18 protein-coding genes and 1 pseudogene are annotated in these 18,403 nt (G+C 72.6%); 11 read left to right on the top strand and 8 right to left on the bottom strand.

Features of this window, described 5'->3' with window-relative positions; all coding sequences use genetic code 11:
- The first annotated feature begins 163 nt into the window (after positions 1-163).
- The 4 genes from ACOJUF_RS10790 (at position 164) to rpsN (ending at position 1,224) form a co-directional block, all read left to right on the top strand.
- Positions 164-427 (top strand): type B 50S ribosomal protein L31, encoded by a 264-nt coding sequence (locus ACOJUF_RS10790; protein ID WP_420121852.1) that lies wholly within the window; start codon positions 164-166, stop codon positions 425-427.
- Complete coding sequence (gene rpmF / locus ACOJUF_RS10785) at positions 427-597, top strand: 50S ribosomal protein L32 (protein ID WP_420121851.1); 171 nt, start codon at positions 427-429, stop codon at positions 595-597. Before ACOJUF_RS10790 ends, rpmF begins: the two co-directional genes overlap by 1 nt.
- 79 nt (positions 598-676) lie before the next feature.
- Entirely contained in the window at positions 677-913 is a 237-nt protein-coding gene (rpmB, locus tag ACOJUF_RS10780; protein ID WP_420121850.1) for a 50S ribosomal protein L28, read from the top strand.
- 5 nt (positions 914-918) lie between these two features.
- Positions 919-1,224, top strand: coding sequence for a 30S ribosomal protein S14 (rpsN, locus tag ACOJUF_RS10775; protein WP_420121849.1), 306 nt, complete (start codon positions 919-921; stop codon positions 1,222-1,224).
- 113 nt (positions 1,225-1,337) lie between these two features.
- On the opposite strand, the gene ACOJUF_RS10770 is transcribed toward rpsN, so the two are convergent.
- The 4 genes and pseudogenes from ACOJUF_RS10770 to eda all read right to left on the bottom strand — a co-directional run bounded on the left by ACOJUF_RS10770 (position 1,338) and on the right by eda (position 4,568).
- On the bottom strand, positions 1,338-2,081 hold the full coding sequence (locus tag ACOJUF_RS10770; RefSeq protein WP_420121848.1) for a chlorophyllase/cutinase-like alpha/beta fold protein: 744 nt from the start codon (positions 2,079-2,081) through the stop codon (positions 1,338-1,340).
- Positions 2,082-2,109: 28 nt separating this feature from the next.
- Positions 2,110-3,015, bottom strand: coding sequence for a DUF5996 family protein (locus ACOJUF_RS10765; RefSeq protein WP_420121847.1), 906 nt, complete (start codon positions 3,013-3,015; stop codon positions 2,110-2,112).
- Between the two features lie 301 nt (positions 3,016-3,316).
- Positions 3,317-3,769: pseudogene (gene rnhA, locus ACOJUF_RS10760) on the bottom strand (ribonuclease HI); the annotation flags it as partial.
- Positions 3,770-3,860: 91 nt separating this feature from the next.
- Positions 3,861-4,568 (bottom strand): bifunctional 4-hydroxy-2-oxoglutarate aldolase/2-dehydro-3-deoxy-phosphogluconate aldolase, encoded by a 708-nt coding sequence (gene eda / locus ACOJUF_RS10755; protein ID WP_420121846.1) that lies wholly within the window; start codon positions 4,566-4,568, stop codon positions 3,861-3,863.
- 332 nt (positions 4,569-4,900) lie between these two features.
- Here eda and ACOJUF_RS10750 point away from each other — a divergent pair, with 332 nt between their 5' ends.
- Positions 4,901-5,947, top strand: coding sequence for a LacI family DNA-binding transcriptional regulator (locus tag ACOJUF_RS10750; protein WP_420121845.1), 1,047 nt, complete (start codon positions 4,901-4,903; stop codon positions 5,945-5,947).
- Positions 5,948-5,955: 8 nt separating this feature from the next.
- Here ACOJUF_RS10750 and ACOJUF_RS10745 read toward each other — a convergent pair whose 3' ends face one another.
- The 4 genes from ACOJUF_RS10745 to ACOJUF_RS10730 all read right to left on the bottom strand — a co-directional run bounded on the left by ACOJUF_RS10745 (position 5,956) and on the right by ACOJUF_RS10730 (position 10,178).
- Positions 5,956-7,014, bottom strand: a complete 1,059-nt coding sequence (locus tag ACOJUF_RS10745) for a LacI family DNA-binding transcriptional regulator (protein WP_420121844.1) — start codon at positions 7,012-7,014, stop codon at positions 5,956-5,958.
- A 128-nt stretch (positions 7,015-7,142) separates the two neighbouring features.
- The gene (kduI, locus tag ACOJUF_RS10740) at positions 7,143-8,036 is read right to left on the bottom strand and encodes a 5-dehydro-4-deoxy-D-glucuronate isomerase (protein WP_420121843.1); all 894 of its coding nucleotides are present in this window, start codon (positions 8,034-8,036) and stop codon (positions 7,143-7,145) included.
- A gap of 113 nt (positions 8,037-8,149) precedes the next feature.
- On the bottom strand, positions 8,150-8,917 hold the full coding sequence (gene kduD, locus ACOJUF_RS10735; RefSeq protein ID WP_420121842.1) for a 2-dehydro-3-deoxy-D-gluconate 5-dehydrogenase KduD: 768 nt from the start codon (positions 8,915-8,917) through the stop codon (positions 8,150-8,152).
- A 100-nt stretch (positions 8,918-9,017) separates the two neighbouring features.
- Positions 9,018-10,178, bottom strand: a complete 1,161-nt coding sequence (locus ACOJUF_RS10730) for a glycoside hydrolase family 88/105 protein (RefSeq protein ID WP_420121841.1) — start codon at positions 10,176-10,178, stop codon at positions 9,018-9,020.
- A 370-nt stretch (positions 10,179-10,548) separates the two neighbouring features.
- Here ACOJUF_RS10730 and ACOJUF_RS10725 point away from each other — a divergent pair, with 370 nt between their 5' ends.
- The 6 genes from ACOJUF_RS10725 (at position 10,549) to ACOJUF_RS10700 (ending at position 18,313) form a co-directional block, all read left to right on the top strand.
- Entirely contained in the window at positions 10,549-11,919 is a 1,371-nt protein-coding gene (locus tag ACOJUF_RS10725; RefSeq protein WP_420121840.1) for an MFS transporter, read from the top strand.
- Between the two features lie 70 nt (positions 11,920-11,989).
- Positions 11,990-12,391 carry an L-rhamnose mutarotase gene (locus ACOJUF_RS10720; protein WP_420121839.1) on the top strand — a complete coding sequence of 134 codons (402 nt, stop codon included), beginning with the start codon at positions 11,990-11,992 and terminating at the stop codon, positions 12,389-12,391.
- A gap of 39 nt (positions 12,392-12,430) precedes the next feature.
- Positions 12,431-13,414, top strand: a complete 984-nt coding sequence (locus tag ACOJUF_RS10715; RefSeq protein WP_420121838.1) for a sugar kinase — start codon at positions 12,431-12,433, stop codon at positions 13,412-13,414.
- Between the two features lie 188 nt (positions 13,415-13,602).
- A complete protein-coding gene (gene rhaI / locus ACOJUF_RS10710) occupies positions 13,603-14,766 on the top strand; it encodes an L-rhamnose isomerase (RefSeq protein WP_420121837.1) in 1,164 nt (387 codons plus the stop codon).
- Between the two features lie 53 nt (positions 14,767-14,819).
- Positions 14,820-16,859, top strand: coding sequence for a bifunctional aldolase/short-chain dehydrogenase (locus tag ACOJUF_RS10705; RefSeq protein WP_420121836.1), 2,040 nt, complete (start codon positions 14,820-14,822; stop codon positions 16,857-16,859).
- The gene (locus ACOJUF_RS10700) at positions 16,856-18,313 is read left to right on the top strand and encodes a rhamnulokinase (protein WP_420121835.1); all 1,458 of its coding nucleotides are present in this window, start codon (positions 16,856-16,858) and stop codon (positions 18,311-18,313) included. Before ACOJUF_RS10705 ends, ACOJUF_RS10700 begins: the two co-directional genes overlap by 4 nt.
- Positions 18,314-18,403 lie beyond the last annotated feature (90 nt).

The following is an 18,403-nucleotide window of genomic DNA, read 5'->3' as shown; positions in this document are numbered from 1 at the left end:
GGGGGCGCGCGGGGGGCCCCCCCCCGGCCGGGCGGGCGCCCCCCGCCGACGGTGCGCCCGGCCGATCGTCGCGGCCGGCCGCACCGCCCCCGGTTCCACCGGCACCCCCGGCTGCTACTGTTCATCGCAAATGATTCTCATTAGCGATCGATGAGGGACGAGCATGCGCAAGGGCATACACCCCCCGTACCACCCGGTGGTCTTCCGTGATGCGTCGACCGGCGACGAGTTCCTGACCCGCTCGACCGCCACCAGCCCGGTCACGATCACCTGGACCGACGGGCGGACCTATCCGCTGATCACCGTGGACGTCACCAGCGCGTCGCACCCGTTCTGGACCGGCGAGCACCGGGTCATGGACACCGCCGGCCAGGTGGAGAAATTCCAGCGGCGGTACGGCACCCGCGTGCGGCGGGGAGCCAGCTGATGGCCGTCCCCAAGCGGCGCACGTCCCGCTCGCGGACCCGGTCCCGACGCGCTCAGTGGAAGGCCGACCCGCCGGCGCTGGTCCCGTTGACCGTCGCCGGCCGCCGCCATCTCGTGCCGCCCCGGCTGGTCGCCTACTACCGCCGGTTCCCCGAGAGGCTCGCGGAATGAGTTGGCGCGGAACGCGACCCGACCTGTCCCCCACCCACCCGCCGGCCGTCCCGCGCCCGTCGCCGAGGAGAACCGTCTGATGTCCGCCCGATGCCAGGTCACCGGCGCCGAACCCGGTTTCGGCAACAACGTGTCCCACAGCAACCGCCGCACCCGCCGGCGCTGGAACCCCAACCTGCAGTCCCACAAGTTCTACGTGCCGAGCCTGGGCCGGACCGTCACGCTGCGGGTGAGCACCAAGGGGCTCAAGACGATCGACCGGCGCGGCATCGAGTCCGTGGTCGCGCAGATCCGCGCCCGCGGCGAGAGGGTCTGATCCTGATGGCCAAGACCTCCATGATCGTCAAGGACGGGCAACGGCGGGAAATCGTCGCCCGGTACGCGCAGCGGCGTGCCGCCGTCAAGGCCGTGCTGCGCGACCCGAACGCCACCCCGGAGCAGAAGGCGGACGCCTCGTCCGCGCTCCGGCGGATGCCTCGGGACGCCTCACCCACCCGGCTGCGCAATCGCGACTCGTCGGACGGCCGGCCCCGCGGCTACCTGCGGGCGTTCGGCCTGTCCCGCATCACCATGCGGGAGATGGCCCACCGGGGCGAGCTTCCCGGGGTGCGCAAGTCCTCCTGGTGAGCGTCGCCGGGCAACGGATGGCCTTCGGTTGGTCGTCGGTTGGCCGGCGGTTGGTCGTCGTTGCCCCGGCGCCGACGGGCGACCGGACGGCCCGCCGCGCCCACCCGGGCCGATCAACGCAGCACGGTCGTGCCGGCGACGGCGGGCAGGGCGACGCGTCCCCGGGCCGGGTCACCGGCCGGGTCACGGACGGCCCGGCCGACGGCCTCGATCCAGGCCAGCAGCACGGCGGCCAGGACGCCCCGGGCGGCATCGGGATCGGGCCCGCCGCCGCAGAGCCGCCGACCGAACGACCGGGATCGCCCGTCGAGCAGATCGGCGTGCCCGAGTCCCTCGACGACCAGATGCCGGGCTGCGGGGGCGGCCCGCGCGAACTGCCGGTGATTCACCGGGGCGGGCGCGCACCGACCCTCGACCCCGGCCCCGAGCACCAGGGTCGGCACGGCCCAGGACACCGGCATCGCCGTACTGGTCGGCACCGTCGGGTTCCGGCCGGCGCCGTCGACCGGATCGATGACCACCAGGGAGGCCGGGCCGCACCCGGCGGCGGCCAGCAACCCGGTCGCCCGCCAGGCGGCCTGGCCACCGCGCGAGTGGCCGGCCAGATGCAGCGGGGATCCCGGATGATCGCGAACGGTCGCGCGGACGAGGTCGGCGGCCCGGACGGCCTCGTCGGCGATGTCGACCCGACCGGCGAGCGCCCCGATCCCCCGCCGGTACAGCTGCGGGACCACCACCGTCGGGCCGGCCCCGGCCAGGGACCGGGCCAGGGCCTCGTACCCGGCCGGCGCGATCATGAACCCGGGAAGCAGGACGATCACCCCGGACCCGGCCCAGGCCCCGGCCACCGTCAGCACGGGCGACCCGGTCCGGCCGCCGGCGCGATCACGCCGGCGCCGGCCACGCCGCGAGCTCCGCGGCCGCGGTGAACGCCGAGCGCAGGAACTCCAGCAGAAGCGCGTCGGGATCGGCCGCGGTCCGCACGGACCGGTACGGCAGCAGGAACTCGCCCAGCCCCTCGTCGAAGAAGGCATCGGACGGCCGGATCGGGTAGGTCCGGTAACCGGCCGGCTCCGGGTACGCGTAGGCGTAGAACGCCCCCTCGTCCGCACCGCCGGGCCAGTAGCCGCAGGACGCCAGCTCCTGGTCGTAGGCCTCGTGCATGACCCGGTCGGGGCAGTTGGGCACCCCACCGGGATGCCGGGGGGCACCTCGCCCGGAGAACCGGGTCACCGCCAGATCGAAGGCGCCCCAAAAGAAGTGGACCGGGCTGCACTTGCCGCGGAACTCGCCGCGGAACCGGCTGAACACCCGGTGGGCATCGACCAGGGACAGCCAGAACCGGTGGACGGCCGCCGCGTCGTAGTGGTGATGGAGCTCGTCCTGCGCGAACGGGATCGCCACCGGCAGCTCGACCGGCCGGGCCAGGATCGGCACGTCGACGTCCAGCGCGGCGAGCAGCTGCCGGAACCGCTCGTAGAACGTGGCCACGGACATCGGGGCGAGCGGGAAGCAGGCTCGTCCGCCCCGGGTGGTGCGGCCGATGAGCTCGTGCGCGACCAGGTCGAACTCGATCTCCAGCCCGTCGCCCCGGTACGGCATGAGCGAGGTCGTCAGCCCCGAGGCGGAGACGTACAACGGGACCTGCCACCACTGGTTCTCCGGCGGCGCCAGCGCGAGCCGCACCTTGCCCACGATCTGGGTCCACAGCTGCAGGGTGTCGCGGGTCGGTGACCAGTCGGCCACCGGCAGCTCCGGCCACGTTCCGGTCACCGGGGTTCCTCCTGCCATCCCGTCGGTTCCGGGTCGACGCCAACCGGGCCCATGGCGCTCACGCCGCCGCGGCGCAGCCGGCACAGACCCACTGCTGGCCGGACCGGCGGATCCGGTCGCCCACCGCGATCGCGCGCGAGCACTGCGGGCAGGTGCCGGGGAATCGGGCGGCCATGCCGCCGGAGCCCGAGCGCGGGCGGGCCGCGGCCGTTTCCGATCCCGGTGCGGACTCCGGTACCGGCCCCCCCGCCGATCGAGCGGCCGGCGTCGGGCGTCCGGTCGAGCGGCCGGCCGGCCGCCCGTCGCCGGCCGGCCCGTCCCCCATCCCGCCGGGCACCCCGGCATTGGCCAGCGCGTCGGCCCGCTCGTTGCCCGGATCGCCGGCGTGGCCCTTGACCCACTGCCAGTCCACGATGTGTCGCTGCGCCTGCTCGTCCAGGTCCTGCCACAGGTCGACGTTCTTGACCGGCTGCTTGCTGCCGGTCAACCAGCCGTTGCGGCGCCAGCCGGCAAGCCACTTGGTGATGCCGTTGAGCACGTAGGTCGAGTCGGCGTGCACGGTGACCGCGGTGCCTGCCGGCAGGCTGCGCAGCGCCTCGACCACCGCCCGCAGCTCCATCCGGTTGTTCGTGGTCGCGGGCTCGCCACCGGAGAGCTCGACGTCCGGCCGGCCGGGGACGCGGACGAGAGCGCCCCAGCCCCCCGGCCCCGGATTGCCCCGGCACGCCCCGTCCGACCACACGTGTACCTGCTGCTCGCTCACGTCGACGATCCTGCCCGATGATCGGCGGCCGGCCGGCCATGATGCGGCCCGGCGGGTCGAACCCGACCCGTTCAGAGCGGCCGGTGCGCGGCCCGGCCGATCAGATCGCGCCGGCGCCGCCCGCGGGATCGTGGCCGGCGGCCGGCGGCGCCGGTCGCAGGCTCCGTGCCAGACGGACGGCCGCGCCGGCCAGGGTCGCCACCGCACCGGCATCGCCGATGCGGTCCCGCGGCACCATCCAGGATCCGCCGACCGCGTGCACCGCCGGCAGCGCGAGGTACTGGGCCAGATTGGCCGGGCCGATCCCGCCGGTCGGCATGACGGACAGCCCGCCGAACGGCGCGGTCAGCGCACCGACCGCGGCCGCGCCGCCCGAGCTCTCGGCCGGGAAGAACTTGACGGTGCTCAGCCCGGCCTCCAGTGCCGCCTGGATCTCGGTGGCGGTCACCGCACCCGGTAACGGCAGGACACCGCGCTCCCGGCACCGCTCGACCACTGCGGGCGAGAAACCCGGCGAGACGACGAACGCGGCGCCGGCCCGGGCGGCCTGGTCGACCTGGGCCGGGGTCAGCACGGTGCCCGCACCGACCAGCAGATCGCCCCGGCCGGCCAGCCGGCGCAGGGCCTCCACACCGACGTCGGTGCGGAACGTCACCTCGGCGACGGGCAGGCCGCCGGCCACCAGCCCGTCGCCCAGCCCGTCCGCCGCCCGGGCGTCGTCGATGACCACGACGGGCACCAGCAGGTGCCGGCCGAGCGCGGCCAGCAGGTCCCGGTCCTGGGCGGGACCCTGGGCGAGGGTGGCCATGTCCATGCTCTCCATCCGATCGTCGAGAAGGCCCCGGACCCGATCCGGTGACGGGACCCGGGTGCGGCCGCGCGATGACCGGCGGCCGGAACGCTCGGCGGCGACATCCGCAGGCCGGCGATTAGAACGTTTCACTGTTCGCCTACGGTAGCAAGACTCCACGGACCCGGTCAAGGCCCTGACCCCCCGACTCGAGGCCTGAACGGCCTGTTCGCATCGACCGGCTCGCGGGCCCCGCCCGCGCCGAGCCCGCCGGCGCGACGGGTGTTGACCGTTTCAAACAGGGCCGTCTGGGCTATGCTGGGCGGCAGGATCGATCGGGAGGAGATGGCGTGGCCAAGCGTCCGTCGGTGAGCATGAAGGACGTCGCGGCCCTGGCCCAGGTCTCCGTCGGCACCATCTCCAACGTCCTGAACAAGCCGGATCTGGTCGCGCCGGAGACCCGCCAGCGGGTGCTCGACGCGATCGACAAATTGGGCTGGGTGCGCAACGAGTCCGCCCGGCAGCTCCGCGCCGGGCGCAGCGCCTCGATCGGGGTGGTCGTGATGGACATCGCCAACCCCTTCTTCAGCGACATGGCCCGCGGCGTCGAGGAGGTCGCGGCCGCCCGCGGGTGCTCGGTCCTGCTCTCGGACAGCGCGCACGACGCCGGGCGGGAGCGGGCCGCGCTCGACCTGTTCCAGCAGCTGCGGGTCCGCGGGGTGATCCTCGCGCCCGTCGCGCACAACCCCGACGCCGATCTGGCCCGGCGGTTGGACATGCCGGTCGTGCTGGCCGACCGTTACGCGGCCTACCAGGATGTCTGCACGGTCTCGGTCGACGACTTCGAGGGTGGTCGGCTGGCGGTCGCCCACCTGCTGGAGCAGGGGCACCGGCGGCTGGCCGTCGTGGGCGGCACGGCCGACATCCCGCAGGTCCGGGAGCGCCGGGACGGTGCCGATCGCGCCGTCCTGCTGGGCAGCGCCGACGCCACCCTGCTCACCCTGTCCACCGATCGGCTCGACATCGCCGCCGGCCGGATCGCGGCGCAGACCATCCTGGCCATGTCCGACACCGAGCGGCCCACCGGCGTTTTCGCGTTGAACGACCTCGTCGCGATCGGCCTGCTGCAGGGCCTGGTGCGGCGGGGCGTCGCCGTGCCGGAGGAGATCGGCATCGTCGGGTACGACGACATCGAGTTCGCCGAGGCGGCCGCGGTGCCGCTGTCGTCGGTCGCCCAGCCGCGGGTCGACCTGGGCCGCCGCGCGGCCGCCCTGCTGTTCGACGAGATCGACGAGCGCGAGGGTGGGGCGCCGCACCGGCATGCCCAGGAGCGCTTCACCCCGACGTTGCGGGTGCGGGCGTCCTCGTTCGACGACCGGAGCGTTCCGGCGGGCTGATCGGCGGGTCAGCCGTCCGGGGTGCCGGTGCTGGCGCGGAGCACGACCTCGCCGGGGGCCGCCCGCACGTGCGGGGCCGGCTCGTCGAGCCCGATCTGCACCGCCCACTCCCCCATCTCCTCCAGCGGCAACCGGACGGTCGTCAGACTCGGTGAGAGGTCCCGCAGGGTGGGGATGTCGTCGAAGCCGGCGATCTGGACGGCCTCGGGCACCGGGAGACCGGCCTCCCGGGCCGCCGTCATCGCCCCCACGGCCATCACGTCGTTCGCCGCGACCAGGCAGATCGGCTGCTGCCGGGTGGGCCGGTGCCGGGCGAATGCGATCTGCGCGGCGGCATACCCGCCGTCCCGGGTGAACTCCCCGGCGATCCGGTCGGCGGCCGTGAGGCCATGGGCGGCAAGACCGTCGGCGAAACCGGCGCTGCGGTCGACGGCGGTCGCCAGCTCGGGCGGACCGGTCAACAGCACGAACACGCCGAGCCCGGCCCGGGTCACCAGGGCCCGGGCCAGATCGGCCGAGCCGGACCGGTTGTCGGGGACCACGGCGTCGGTGCCGGGTATCGACTGGCCGATCGACACGAGCCGCCCGCCGTTGCGGGCGTAGCGCTCCACCACCGCCGCGAGACGCTCCGCGGCGGCGGGCGCGGGGGGCGCGGTCGATCGGGACCCGACGACGACGATCATTTCCGTGCGGTGCGCGACGAACGACTCGACGCACGCCAGTTCGGTTTCCGGGTCACGCGAGCTGACGGCGAGCAGCATCTGCCGGCCGCGGGCGGACGCCGCCCGGTGCACCCCGCTGGCCACCACCGAGAAGTACGGGTCGGCGATGTCGTGCACCACCAGCCCGAGCAGGCCGGTGCTGGCCCGGGCCAGGGCCTGCGCCTGCGCGTTGGGCGTGTAGCCGAGTTCGTCGGCCGCGCGGCGGACCCGTTCGGCGATCTCCGGGGAGTATCGCCGCGTCGATCCGTTCAGCACCCGCGAGGCGGTGGGCTGCGAGACCCCCGCCCGGACCGCGACATCGGTCAGCGTGACCGGGCGGCGGGGCGGCCCGGCGGCTCCGGCCATCGGCGTCCTCCTCGGCGGTCCGGCGGCCCACGGTGGTGCCCGGCGGCCGGGACGGCGCGGCCCGGACAGCGCGGCCGCGCAGGCGCTCGGCCGGGGCGCGTGCCCGACCATCCTACGATCAGGACAGCTCAGCGCAGCAGGACCGCGGGTGCCGGGTCCATGTCGCCGAACGACTGGTTCTCCCCGGCCATCGCCCAGACGAACGAGTAGGCCGCGGTGCCCACGCCGGAGTGGATCGACCAGGACGGGGAGATGACCGCCTGCCGGTCGGCGACCACCAGATGCCGCGTCTGCTCGGGTTCACCCAGCAGGTGGATCACCCGGGCCTCCGGGGCCAGGTCGAAGTACAGGTAGCACTCGGTCCGGCGGTCGTGGGTGTGCGCCGGCATCGTGTTCCACATCGAACCCGGGTGCAACTCGGTCACCCCCATCATCACCTGGCAGGACCGGATGCCGTCGGGGTGGATGTACTGGTTCAGGGTGCGGCGGTTGCTGGTGAGCTGGTCGCCCAGCTCCAGTGCGTTGCCCTCGCCGCGGAGCACCAGCCGGGTCGGGTGGGTGGTGTGCGCGGGCGCGCTGAAGAAGTAGAACTGCGGTCCGGGTGAGGCAGCGCCGCCGTCGGTGTCGTCGGTGCCGCCGTCGTCGGCGACGCCGGCGGTGTCGGTCTCGCCGGTGGGGCCGGCGAAGACGACGCTGCGCGTGCCGCGGCCGATGTACAGGCAGGCCCCCGACGGCAGGGTGAAGTCCTGGCCGTCGGCGGTCACCGTGCCCGGACCGCCGACGTTGACGATGCCCAGCTCACGGTTGGCCAGGAAGTAGTCGGCCCGCAGCGCGTCGTAGGTGGGCAACTCCAACGGCTCCCCGGCCGGGGCGGCGCCACCCAGGACGATGCGGTCGTGATGGGTGTAGGTGGCGGTGATCCGGCCGGGGACGAACAGGTCCTCGACCAGGTAGTGGGCCCGCAGCTGCTCGGTGTCGAACGACGGGAGCTGCTGGGGATGGGTGGCGTAACGCAGGTCCATGGGAACTCCTGTGGGCGAGACCGGAGGAAGGGCCGAGGGGACGGCCGGAACGAGGGCCGGTCGGGATCGGGTCGGGATGTCGGGCGGGACGATGTCGTGCGGAGGGCCGCCGCTCAGCGGACCAGCCAGCCGCCGTCGACCGGGACGATCGCCCCGTTGACGTAGTCCGAGGCCGGGGAGGCCAGGAACACGAAGGCGCCCTGCAGGTCGGCGGGGGTGCCCCAGCGGGCGGCCGGGATGCGCTCCAGGATGGACTGCTGCCGGGCCGCGTCCGCCCGCAGTTGCGCGGTGTTGTCGGTGGCCATGTAGCCGGGCGCGATCGCGTTGACGTTGACGCCGCGGGCGGCGAGTTCGTTGGCGAACGACTTGGTCAGGCCCGCGACGGCGTGCTTGGCGGCGGTGTAGCCGGGTACCCGGACCCCGCCCTGGAACGAGAGCATGGACGCGACGTTGATGATCTTCCCGCCGCCGTCCTGCTCGACGAATCGCCGGGCGGCCGCCTGGGAGAGGTGGAACACGGCGTCCAGGTTGATCGCCAGCACGTCGTCCCAGTCGGCCGCGGAGTGTTCCAGCAGCGGCGCGCGCCGGATGATGCCGGCATTGTTCACCAGGATGTCGACGCGGCCGAAGGTGTCGACGACCGATCCGATCGCGGCGTCCAGGTCCGACGGGGTGGCCGTGCCCAGGTCCAGGTCGATCAGGTGCACCCGCCGGCCCAGATCCTCGATCAGACGGTGGGTCTCGACCGGCCGGTGCCGGTCGATCAGGGCCAGGTCGGCGCCGGCCTCGGCCAGCGCGACCGCGGCCGCCTGCCCCAGGCCACGGGTCGACCCCGTGACGACGGCGACCTTCCCGTCCAGACGGAATGACTCGAGAATCACGTGGCAACTTCCTTCGGATCGAAACACGGTGACATGAGATGAGCCCCGGCGGAGCCGGGTCAGGCCCCGGCGGCGGGCGGCGTCGGGTAGCGAGCGGTGTCTAGTAGTAGGTGCGGCAGTACTCGGCCAGGCACAGGATGGCCATGGCCTGCCCGTAGGGCATCGAGGTCAGCGGGATCTCCCGGTAGAAGTCCAGATCGGACCCCATCCCGGTGCCGAACGAGACCTGCTGCAGTTCGCCGTCGTCGGAGATGTTGGCGATGACCGCGCGGACCGCCCGCTCGGCCGTCCGGCCGTACCGGGCATCGAGGTAGCCCTTGCGGACGGCCTTGAGAATTCCGTAGGCGATGCCGGCGGTGGCCGACGCCTCCAGGTAGGACGTCGGATCGTCCAGCAGGGTGTGCCACAGGCCGGACTCGTGCTGCAGTTCGGCCAGCGTCTCGACCTGCGCGGCGAGGACCTCCAGGAGGAACCGACGCACCGGATCGTCGGCCGGCAGGTCCAGCAGCTCGATGAAGTCGGGGATGACCATGGTGATCCACGAATTCCCGCGCGCCCAGCGGGCCCGGGCGAAGTGCTCCTGCCCGGCGAACGAGAAGCCGTGGAACCACAGCCCCGTCGTGCGGTCGATCAGGTGGGTCACGTGGGTCAGGAACTGGAACGTGGCCTCGCGGACGTACTGGGGACGGTCGAGCACGACGCCGATCTTGGCCAGCGGGAGCACGGTCATCATCAGGGTGTCGTCCCACAGCTGATGGTGGTTCTCCTCGGCCAGCGTCACGTGCTGCATGCCGCCGCGCGGGGTCCGGGGCATGTCCCGCATCGCCCACTCCGCCCAGCTGTCCAGCCAGGGCACCAGGGTCCGGTCCCCGGTCTCCTGGTACCGGCAGGCCAGGGTGAGGAACGGCGCCATCGTGTTCACGTTCTTCGTGGTGCCCTCGGCCAGCCGGGCCGCGAACCAGTCGTCGATGATGTCGCGCATGGCGGTGTCACCGGTCTGGTTCCAGTACTGCCAGATGCCGTAGAGCCCGATGCCGTGCGTCCACTCCCACCCGGCCCAGCCCTTGGTGTCGATGACCCGCCCGTCGTCCAGCCGGAGCAGGAACTCGCCGGTCTCGTCCGTGATGGACACCAGATTGGCGGTGAGCCGCTCGATCAGCTCGCGGATCTGCGGCCGCGTGACGAACCGCTCGGGGGCGCGCAGCAGGGGGCTGTGCTTGACCGGCCACACCTTGGGCCGCAGGGTCGTCTCAGCAGTCATCGATCTTCCTTGATCTCGTGGGTGGTCCCCGGGGTTCGGTCCGGCGCCATGGCCCGCCCGGCGGGGCCGGCACCCGCCGCCCACCCGGGGCGATGAACGGATGGATGGTCCGTCTTGATGGTTTCAACCATGACACATAAGCGGAGGTGGGTCAACCGCTTGCCGCTCTCGTGCTATCACTGCAGTTCAAGGCGCTGGAATACGCATCCCGACCCCCCTGACAAATCTTCGGGAATGCGGATGCTTGACGTGATTGAAACGATGCATTAGCGTTCTCTCCAAGCCACCCGGGCCCGGCCTGAGCACACGCCGCCGAGCCCAGCCGAGAGGGACCGACCGGCCCTTGTCACCGCCGACGAAGGAGACCTGCATGAGCACCGCACCAGTGGACGGCGCCGGCGCCGATCCGGGCACCGGGCACCGCGATCCGCGCAAGGCCGCATTGAGCGGCTGGATCGGCAGCGCCCTGGAGTACTACGACTTCGCGCTCTACTCCCAGGCCGCGGCGCTGGTCTTCCCGACGGTCTTCTTCCCGTCGGGCAACGCGACCATCGCCCTGGTCGCCTCGCTGGCCACCTACGCGGTCGGCTACTTCGCCCGACCCATCGGCGCGGTCGTGCTCGGCGCCTGGGGCGACCGGCACGGGCGCAAGAACGTGCTCGTGTGGGCGATGTTCCTGATGGGCGTCTCCACCCTGCTCGTCGGCGTGCTTCCGACCTACGGGCAGGTCGGCATGCTGGCGCCACTGCTGCTCGTCGTGCTCCGGGTGGTCCAGGGCTTCGCCGTGGCCGGCGAGCTGGGCGGGGCCAGCGCCATGATCGTCGAGCACTCGCCCGACGACCGCCGCGGCTTCTTCGCCAGCTTCAGCCTGCAGGGCACGCAGGCCGGGTCCATCCTGGCCACCGGAGCGATGCTGCCGCTGGCCGCGCTCCTGCCCGACGAGGCGTTCCTGGCCTGGGGCTGGCGGATCCCGTTCCTGCTCAGCGCGGTGGTCATCCTGGCCGGCTTCGTGATCCGGCGTCGCGTCCAGGAGCCGCCGATCTTCGCCGCCCAGGCCGACACCGCGGTCAAGCGCCGGCTGCCCCTGCTGGACCTGCTGCGCGACCAGCCGTGGGCCACGGTCCGCTGCATCCTGATGACCTTCACGAACGTGATCGGCTCGGCCACCCTGGTCTTCGGCATTTCCTACGCCACCGCCAAGGGCTACGGCAACGGATTCACCACCAGCGAGATGCTCTGGGTGACGCTCGTCGCCAACGTCGTCGCGGTGGCCACCATCCCGCTGTTCGGTGCCCTGTCCGACCGCATCGGCCGGCGCTCGCTGATGATCTTCGGCGGCCTGGCCGGCGGTGCCCTGGCCGGTGCGTACCTGTGGACGATCGAGCAGCGGAACCTGTTCCTGGTCATCCTGATGGTCATCATCGTGCAGGGTCTGCTGTTCCAGATGTGGAACGCCACCTTCGCCACCTTCTTCCAGGAGCAGTTCCCGATGAAGGTCCGGGTGACCGGCTTCGCAGTGTCGCAGAACGTCGGCCTGGCCATCGCCTCGCTGTTCCCGACCCTGTTCGCCGCCATCGCTCCCCCCGGTTCGACCAACGTCCCGCTGGTCATCGGCGCGGTCACCTTCGGTATCGCCGTGGTCGCGGCCGCGGCGGCCTGGTTCACCCCCGAGACCAGGGGCACCGCACTGGCCGATCTCGGTCGCACCGACACCACCAAGGAAGCCGTCGCCCAGCACTGACCGTCCCGGCCGGGCCCCCTCCGCACGGATGGGGCCCGGCCGCTCGGCGTCCGACCCGCAAGGAGGTCCCATGACGCGCTACTGCTTCACCTCGCAGGTCGACCCGCGACACCTGGACCGGTACCGGGAACGCCACGCCGCCGTGTGGCCCGAGATGCTGGCGGCCCTGCGCGACGCCGGCTGGCGGCACTACTCGCTGTTCCTGTCCGAGACCGGCCTGCTGGTCGGCTACTTCGAGGCCGACGACCGGACCCTGGCGCAGGCCCGGATGTCCGCCACGCAGGTCAACGCCCGGTGGCAGGCCGAGATGGCCCTGCTGTTCGCCGCCGGCCCCGGCCCCACCGACACCACCGACACCACCGACGCCGGGTCGGCCCGCGCGCCGGGCCGGCCGGACGAGGAGTTCCGGTACCTGCCGGAGGTCTTCAACCTGGACGACCAGCTCCGCGCGGCCGGCCTGCCCACCGGTTGACCCATCCCGCGCCCCGCCCCCACCGTCGAGGAGTTCGTCATGGCTGCCCGCAGTTCGCCCCGCATCGTGACCGTCGGAGAGACGATGGCGTTGCTCGGTACCCCCGATCATTGCCTGCTCCGCCCCGGGACCGGCCCGACCCTGACGATCGGTGGCGCCGAGTCCAACGTCGCGATCGCCGCCGCCCGCGTCGGCGTGGCGTCCGCCTGGATCGGCCGGCTCGGTGACGACGACCTCGGGTCGCTGATCGAGCGGGAACTCCTGGGGCAGGGGGTGCACGTCGCCGCCGCCCGGGACGCGGACGCCCCGACCGGCCTGATGCTCAAGGAGCACCGGCACGGGGTGCCGACCCGGGTGCGGTACTACCGGGCCGGCAGTGCCGGATCCCGGCTGTCCGCCGACGATCTGGACCCGGATCTGCTCGGCGGGGCCGAGATCGTGCATCTCACCGGCATCACCGCCGCCCTGAGCGGCAGCGCCCGGTCCGCCCTGCGCCGGGCGATCGAGCTGGGCCGCGCCGGCGGTGCGGCGATCAGCTTCGACGTCAACTACCGGGCGACGCTGTGGACCCCCGAGGCGGCCGCGCCGGTCCTGCGCGACCTGGCGACCGCGGCGGACATCGTGTTCGCCGGGCCGGAGGAGGCCGCGCTGCTGCTCGGCGGCGACCCGGACCCGGCCGCGCATCCGTACCCGTGGGCGCGAGCCGAGGAGCAGGCCCGTCGGATCGCCGCGCTCGGCCCCCGGACCGTGGTGCTCAAGCTGGGTGCGCTCGGGGCCCTGGCCCTGGCCGATGGCGCGGTCCACCGCCACGCGATCGTGCCCATCGAGCCGGTCGATCCGGTGGGTGCCGGTGACGCGTTCGTCGGCGCCTTCCTGGCCGAACTGGCCGACCGGCGGCCGCTCCACGCCTGCCTGGCCGCCGGCGCGCGGATGGGTGCGCTGGTCTGCGCCGTGCGCGGGGACTGGGAGGGCACCCTGGACTGGGCCGCCCCGGACGGGCCGCCGGCCGACGTCCGACGCTGACACTCGCACCGACACCGACACCGACACCGACACCGACACCGCTATAAAACGACTCATCTGCTTGCACCGGCGGACAAGCACCGCAGGAGCAAGGCTTTCTCACCCGAGAAGCCCATGACTGGGGTTGACAACTGAAACGTATCAATCCATGATTGAGGCATCCGCCCCGACCGAGACGAGGACGTCCCATGACCACCACCGCTGCGCTTGCCGATCTGGATGATTTCGGGATCGAGGTGCCGTCCTGGGCGTACGGGAACTCGGGCACGCGGTTCAAGGTGTTCACCACCCCCGGCACCCCGCGGGATGTGTTCGAGAAGGTCGCCGACGCCGCGCAGGTGAATGCGCTGACCGGGTTGGCCCCGAAGGTTTCCCTGCATATTCCGTGGGATCGGGTCGAGGATTTCGGCAAGCTCGCCGCTTTCGCCGCCGATCATGGGGTGGCGATCGGCGGGATCAACTCGAACCTGTTCCAGGACGACGACTACCGCCTGGGCTCGCTGACCAACTCGGACGCGCGGGTCCGGGCGAAGGCGATCGATCACCACCGCGAGTGCATCGACATCATGCGGCAGGTCGGGTCGACCGATCTGAAGATCTGGCTGCCGGACGGCACCAACTATCCGGGCCAGGACTCCCTGGTCGGCCGGCAGGAGCGGCTGGCCGACTCGCTCGCCCAGATCTACGCAGAACTGGCCGGCGACGAGCGGCTGCTGCTGGAGTACAAGATCTTCGAGCCGTACTTCTACACGATGGACGTCCCGGACTGGGGCACCTCGCTGCTGCACTGCCTGGCCCTGGGTGAGCGGGCCAAGGTCATCCTGGACACCGGCCATCACGCCCCGAGCACCAACATCGAGTTCATCGTGATGCAGCTCGTCCGGGTGGGCCGGCTGGGGGCGTTCGACTTCAATTCGCGCAACTACGCCGACGACGATCTGATCGTGGGTTCGGCCGACCCGTTCCAGCTGTTCCGCATCCTGGACCAGATCGTCGCCCAGGGCGCGCACCGGCCGGACTCCGGCGTGAACTTCATGCTCGACCAGTGCCACAACATCGAGGAGAAGATCCCGGGCCAGATCCGGTCGGTGCTCAACGTCGAACAGGCGTTGGCCAAGGCGCTGCTGGTGGACCGGGACGCGCTGGCCGCCGCGCAGCGGGCCGGTGACGTGCTCGGCGCGAACGAGATCCTCACCGACGCCTACGAGACCGACGTCCGGGCCCGGCTCGCGGACCGCCGCGAGGAGCGCGGCCTGCCCCGCAACCCGGTCCGCGCGTTCGCCGAGTCCGGCTACGCCCGCCGGGTGGCCGACGAGCGCATCGGGGGCACCCAGGCCTCCTGGGGCGCCTGAGCATCCTGTCCTCGTTTCCCACCGATCTCGACACCTCCAGGAGCAGAACACCAATGAGCAAGAACTCGACCGTCGCCGATCTGGTCACCCGGTCCAACCGGTTGGGCGCCGACCCGCGGAACACCAACTACGCCGGCGGGAACACCTCGGCCAAGGGCACCGAGATCGATCCGGTCACCGGCGCCCCGGTCGAGCTGGTCTGGGTCAAGGGGTCCGGCGGTGACCTGGGCACGCTGACCGAGCAGAACCTGGCCGTGCTGCGGCTGGACCGGCTCCGCGCGCTGGTCGACGTCTACCCGGGCGTGGACGCCGAGGACGAGATGGTCGCGGCGTTCGACTACTGCCTGCACGGTAAGGGCGGGGCGGCGCCCTCAATTGACACCGCGATGCACGGGCTGGTCGACGCCGCCCACGTCGACCACCTGCACCCGGACTCGGGGATCGCGCTGGCCACCGCCCGGGACGGGCAGAAGCTGACCGAGCAGTGCTTCGGCGACCGGGTCGTCTGGGTGCCGTGGCGGCGTCCGGGGTTCCAGCTGGGACTGGACATCTCCGCGGTCAAGGCGGCCAACCCGCAGGCCATCGGCGCCATCCTGGGCGGGCACGGCATCACCGCCTGGGGCCAGACGTCCGAGCAGGCCGAGGCGAACAGCCTGGAGATCATCCGCAGCGCCGAGGCGTTCCTGGCCGAGAACGGGGTCGCCGAGCCGTTCGGTCCGGTGGTGCCCGGCTACCAGGCCCTGCCGCAGGAGCAGCGGCACGCGAAGGCGGCCGCGCTTTTCCCCACGATCCGCGGCCTGGCGTCGGCCGACCGGGCGCAGGTCGGCCACTACACCGATGCCGACGGGGTCCTGGACTTCCTGTCCCGGGAGAAGCTGGCGGCGTTGGCCGAGCTGGGCACGTCCTGCCCGGACCACTTCCTGCGGACCAAGGTCAAGCCGATGGTCGTGGATCTGCCCGCGGACGCCCCGGTCGAGCAGGTCATCGCCCGGCTCACCGAGCTGCACGAGGCCTATCGGGCCGACTACCAGGCCTACTACGACCGCAACGCCACCCCGGCCAGCCCGGCCATCCGGGGGGCGGATCCGGCGATCGTGCTGGTGCCCGGGGTGGGCATGTTCTCCTTCGGCAAGGACAAGCAGACCGCCCGGGTCGCCGGCGAGTTCTACGTCAACGCGATCAACGTCATGCGCGGGGCCGAATCGGTCTCGGTGTACGAACCCATCTCGGAGGCGGAGAAGTTCGCCATCGAGTACTGGGCCCTGGAGGAAGCCAAGCTGGCGCGGATGCCCAAGGCCAGGCCGCTGGCCACCCGGGTCGCGCTGGTCACCGGCGCCGCGTCCGGCATCGGCAAGGCCATCGCCACCCGGATCGCCGCCGAGGGCGGCTGCGTGGTCGTGGCCGACCTGAACCTGGACAACGCCCAGCAGGTCGCCGACGCCCTCGGCGGCCCCGACGTCGCCGTCGCGGTGCAGGCCGACGTCTCCAGCGAGGACGCGGTCGCCGCGGCGTTCCGGGCCGCCACCCTGGCGTTCGGCGGGGTCGACCTGGTCGCCAACAACGCCGGCCTGTCCCTGTCCAAGCCGCTGCTGGAGACCACCGTCAAGGACTGGGACCTGCAGCACGACGTGATGGCCAAGGGCTCGTTCCTGGTCTCCCGGGAAGCCGCGCGGATCATGATCGAGCAGAACATGGGCGGCGACATCGTCTACATCTCCAGCAAGAACAGCATCTTCGCCGGCCCGAACAACATCGCCTACTCGGCGACCAAGGCCGACCAGGCCCACCAGGTGCGGCTGCTGGCCGCCGAGCTCGGCCCGCACGGCGTCCGGGTCAACGGCATCAACCCCGACGGCGTGGTCCGCGGCTCCGGCATCTTCGCCGGCGGGTGGGGCGCCTCCCGGGCCGCGGTCTACGGCGTCGCCGAGGACGACCTGGGCGCCTACTACGCCAAGCGCACCCTGCTGGGCAAGGAGGTCCTGCCCGAACACATCGCCGCCGCCCTGTTCGCGCTCACCGCGGGCGACCTGTCCCAGACCACCGGCCTGCACATCCCGGTCGACTCCGGCGTCGCCGCCGCCTTCCTGCGATGAACACTGCTGAGCGCTCCTCCGGCATCGCGCTGGCCGCGGTGGATCTCGGTGCCTCCAGCGGCCGGGTGATGCTCGGCCGGGTGTCCCCCGGCCAGATCGATCTGACCGAGGTGCACCGGTTCCGCAACGGCGCCGTGCGGCTGCCCGACGGGCTCTACTGGGACATCCTGGGCCTGTACCAGGACGTGCTGGCCGGCCTGCGGGACGCCTTCGGGCAGGCCCCCGGGCTGGCCGGGATCGGTATCGACACCTGGGCGGTCGACTACGGACTGGTCGATCCGGCCGGCGTGCTGCTGGGCAATCCGCGCCACTACCGCGATCCCCGGACGGAACCGGTCATCGACGCGGTGCACCGCACGGTGGGCCCGCGCGATCTGTACGCGGTCAACGGCCTGCAGCACCTGCCCTTCAACACGCTGTACCAGTTCGCCGCGGAGCCCGACCTGACCGGGCGGCAGGCCCTGCTCGTCCCGGACCTGCTCGGCTACTGGCTGACCGGCGCCCGGGTCGCCGAGCAGACCAACGCCTCGACCACGGGCCTGCTCGACGCGGTCACCGGCGACTGGGACCGGGACCTGATCGCCGCGCTCGGCCTGCCCGACGGTCTCCTCCCGCCGGTCGTGGCCCCCGGGCACGTGGTCGGCGAGCTCACGGCCGCGGTCCGGGCCGACACCGGGATCACCCGGCCCGTCCCGGTCACCGCGGTGGGTTCGCACGACACCGCCTCGGCCGTCGTCGGCGTCCCGGCGCAGGACGAGAACTTCGCCTACATCTCCTGCGGCACCTGGGGACTGGTCGGCGTCGAGCTGGACGCCCCGGTGCTCACCGAGGCCGGCCGGGCGGCCAACTTCACCAACGAGCGCGGCATCGACGGCACCATCCGGTACCTGCGGAACGTGATGGGTCTATGGATCCTGTCCGAGACCCTGCGGACCTGGAAGCTGCAGGGTGTCAAGGGCACCCTGGCCGGCCGGCTGGAGGAGGCGGCCCGGGTGCCCGCCGGCGGGCCCGTCTTCGACCCGGACGCCCCCGAGTTCCTGGCCCCGGGCGACATGCCCGCCCGGATCGCGGCCGCCTGCCGCGCCACCGGCCAGCCGATCCCGACCACCCCCGGGGAGATCGTCCGCTGCATCCTGGACAGCCTGGCGGTCACCTTCGCCGATCGGATCGAGGACGCGCAGCGGCTGTCCGGGCGGCGGATCGACGTCGTGCACGTGGTCGGCGGCGGGGCCCGCAACGTCCTGCTGTGCCAGCTGATCGCGGACGCGTGCGGCCGGCCGGTGATCGCCGGACCGGTGGAGTCCACGGCCCTGGGCAACGTGCTGGTGCAGGCCCGCACCCACGGCGTGCTGCGCGGCGACCGGTGGGAACTGCGCCGGCACCTGCGATCCGCGGTGCAGACCCACACCTTCCGGCCCACCGCCGGGCGCCCGCTGGCCCTGGACCGCCGCTGACCGTCCGGGGCTAGGCTGACCTCCCGGGCGAGCGCTGATGCTCCGGGCGAGCCGACGGGAGGCGCGGTGCGCACAGGACTTCCGGCCCCC

It is taken from the genome of Nakamurella sp. (assembly GCF_048594475.1).
Lineage (GTDB): Bacteria > Actinomycetota > Actinomycetes > Mycobacteriales > Nakamurellaceae > Nakamurella.
Note: the sequence above shows the minus strand (reverse complement) of the source record. Positions and strands in the feature narration are given on the sequence as shown.

Coding starts and splice junctions, on each gene's coding strand:
- ACOJUF_RS10790 (WP_420121852.1), top strand. CDS start 164: ATGCGCAAGGGCATACACCCCCCGTACCACCCGGTGGTCTTCCGTGAT.
- rpmF (WP_420121851.1), top strand. CDS start 427: ATGGCCGTCCCCAAGCGGCGCACGTCCCGCTCGCGGACCCGGTCCCGA.
- rpmB (WP_420121850.1), top strand. CDS start 677: ATGTCCGCCCGATGCCAGGTCACCGGCGCCGAACCCGGTTTCGGCAAC.
- rpsN (WP_420121849.1), top strand. CDS start 919: ATGGCCAAGACCTCCATGATCGTCAAGGACGGGCAACGGCGGGAAATC.
- ACOJUF_RS10765 (WP_420121847.1), bottom strand. CDS start 3,015: ATGGCAGGAGGAACCCCGGTGACCGGAACGTGGCCGGAGCTGCCGGTG.
- eda (WP_420121846.1), bottom strand. CDS start 4,568: ATGGCCACCCTCGCCCAGGGTCCCGCCCAGGACCGGGACCTGCTGGCC.
- ACOJUF_RS10745 (WP_420121844.1), bottom strand. CDS start 7,014: ATGGCCGGAGCCGCCGGGCCGCCCCGCCGCCCGGTCACGCTGACCGAT.
- kduI (WP_420121843.1), bottom strand. CDS start 8,036: ATGGACCTGCGTTACGCCACCCATCCCCAGCAGCTCCCGTCGTTCGAC.
- ACOJUF_RS10730 (WP_420121841.1), bottom strand. CDS start 10,178: ATGACTGCTGAGACGACCCTGCGGCCCAAGGTGTGGCCGGTCAAGCAC.
- ACOJUF_RS10725 (WP_420121840.1), top strand. CDS start 10,549: ATGAGCACCGCACCAGTGGACGGCGCCGGCGCCGATCCGGGCACCGGG.
- ACOJUF_RS10720 (WP_420121839.1), top strand. CDS start 11,990: ATGACGCGCTACTGCTTCACCTCGCAGGTCGACCCGCGACACCTGGAC.
- ACOJUF_RS10715 (WP_420121838.1), top strand. CDS start 12,431: ATGGCTGCCCGCAGTTCGCCCCGCATCGTGACCGTCGGAGAGACGATG.
- rhaI (WP_420121837.1), top strand. CDS start 13,603: ATGACCACCACCGCTGCGCTTGCCGATCTGGATGATTTCGGGATCGAG.
- ACOJUF_RS10705 (WP_420121836.1), top strand. CDS start 14,820: ATGAGCAAGAACTCGACCGTCGCCGATCTGGTCACCCGGTCCAACCGG.
- ACOJUF_RS10700 (WP_420121835.1), top strand. CDS start 16,856: ATGAACACTGCTGAGCGCTCCTCCGGCATCGCGCTGGCCGCGGTGGAT.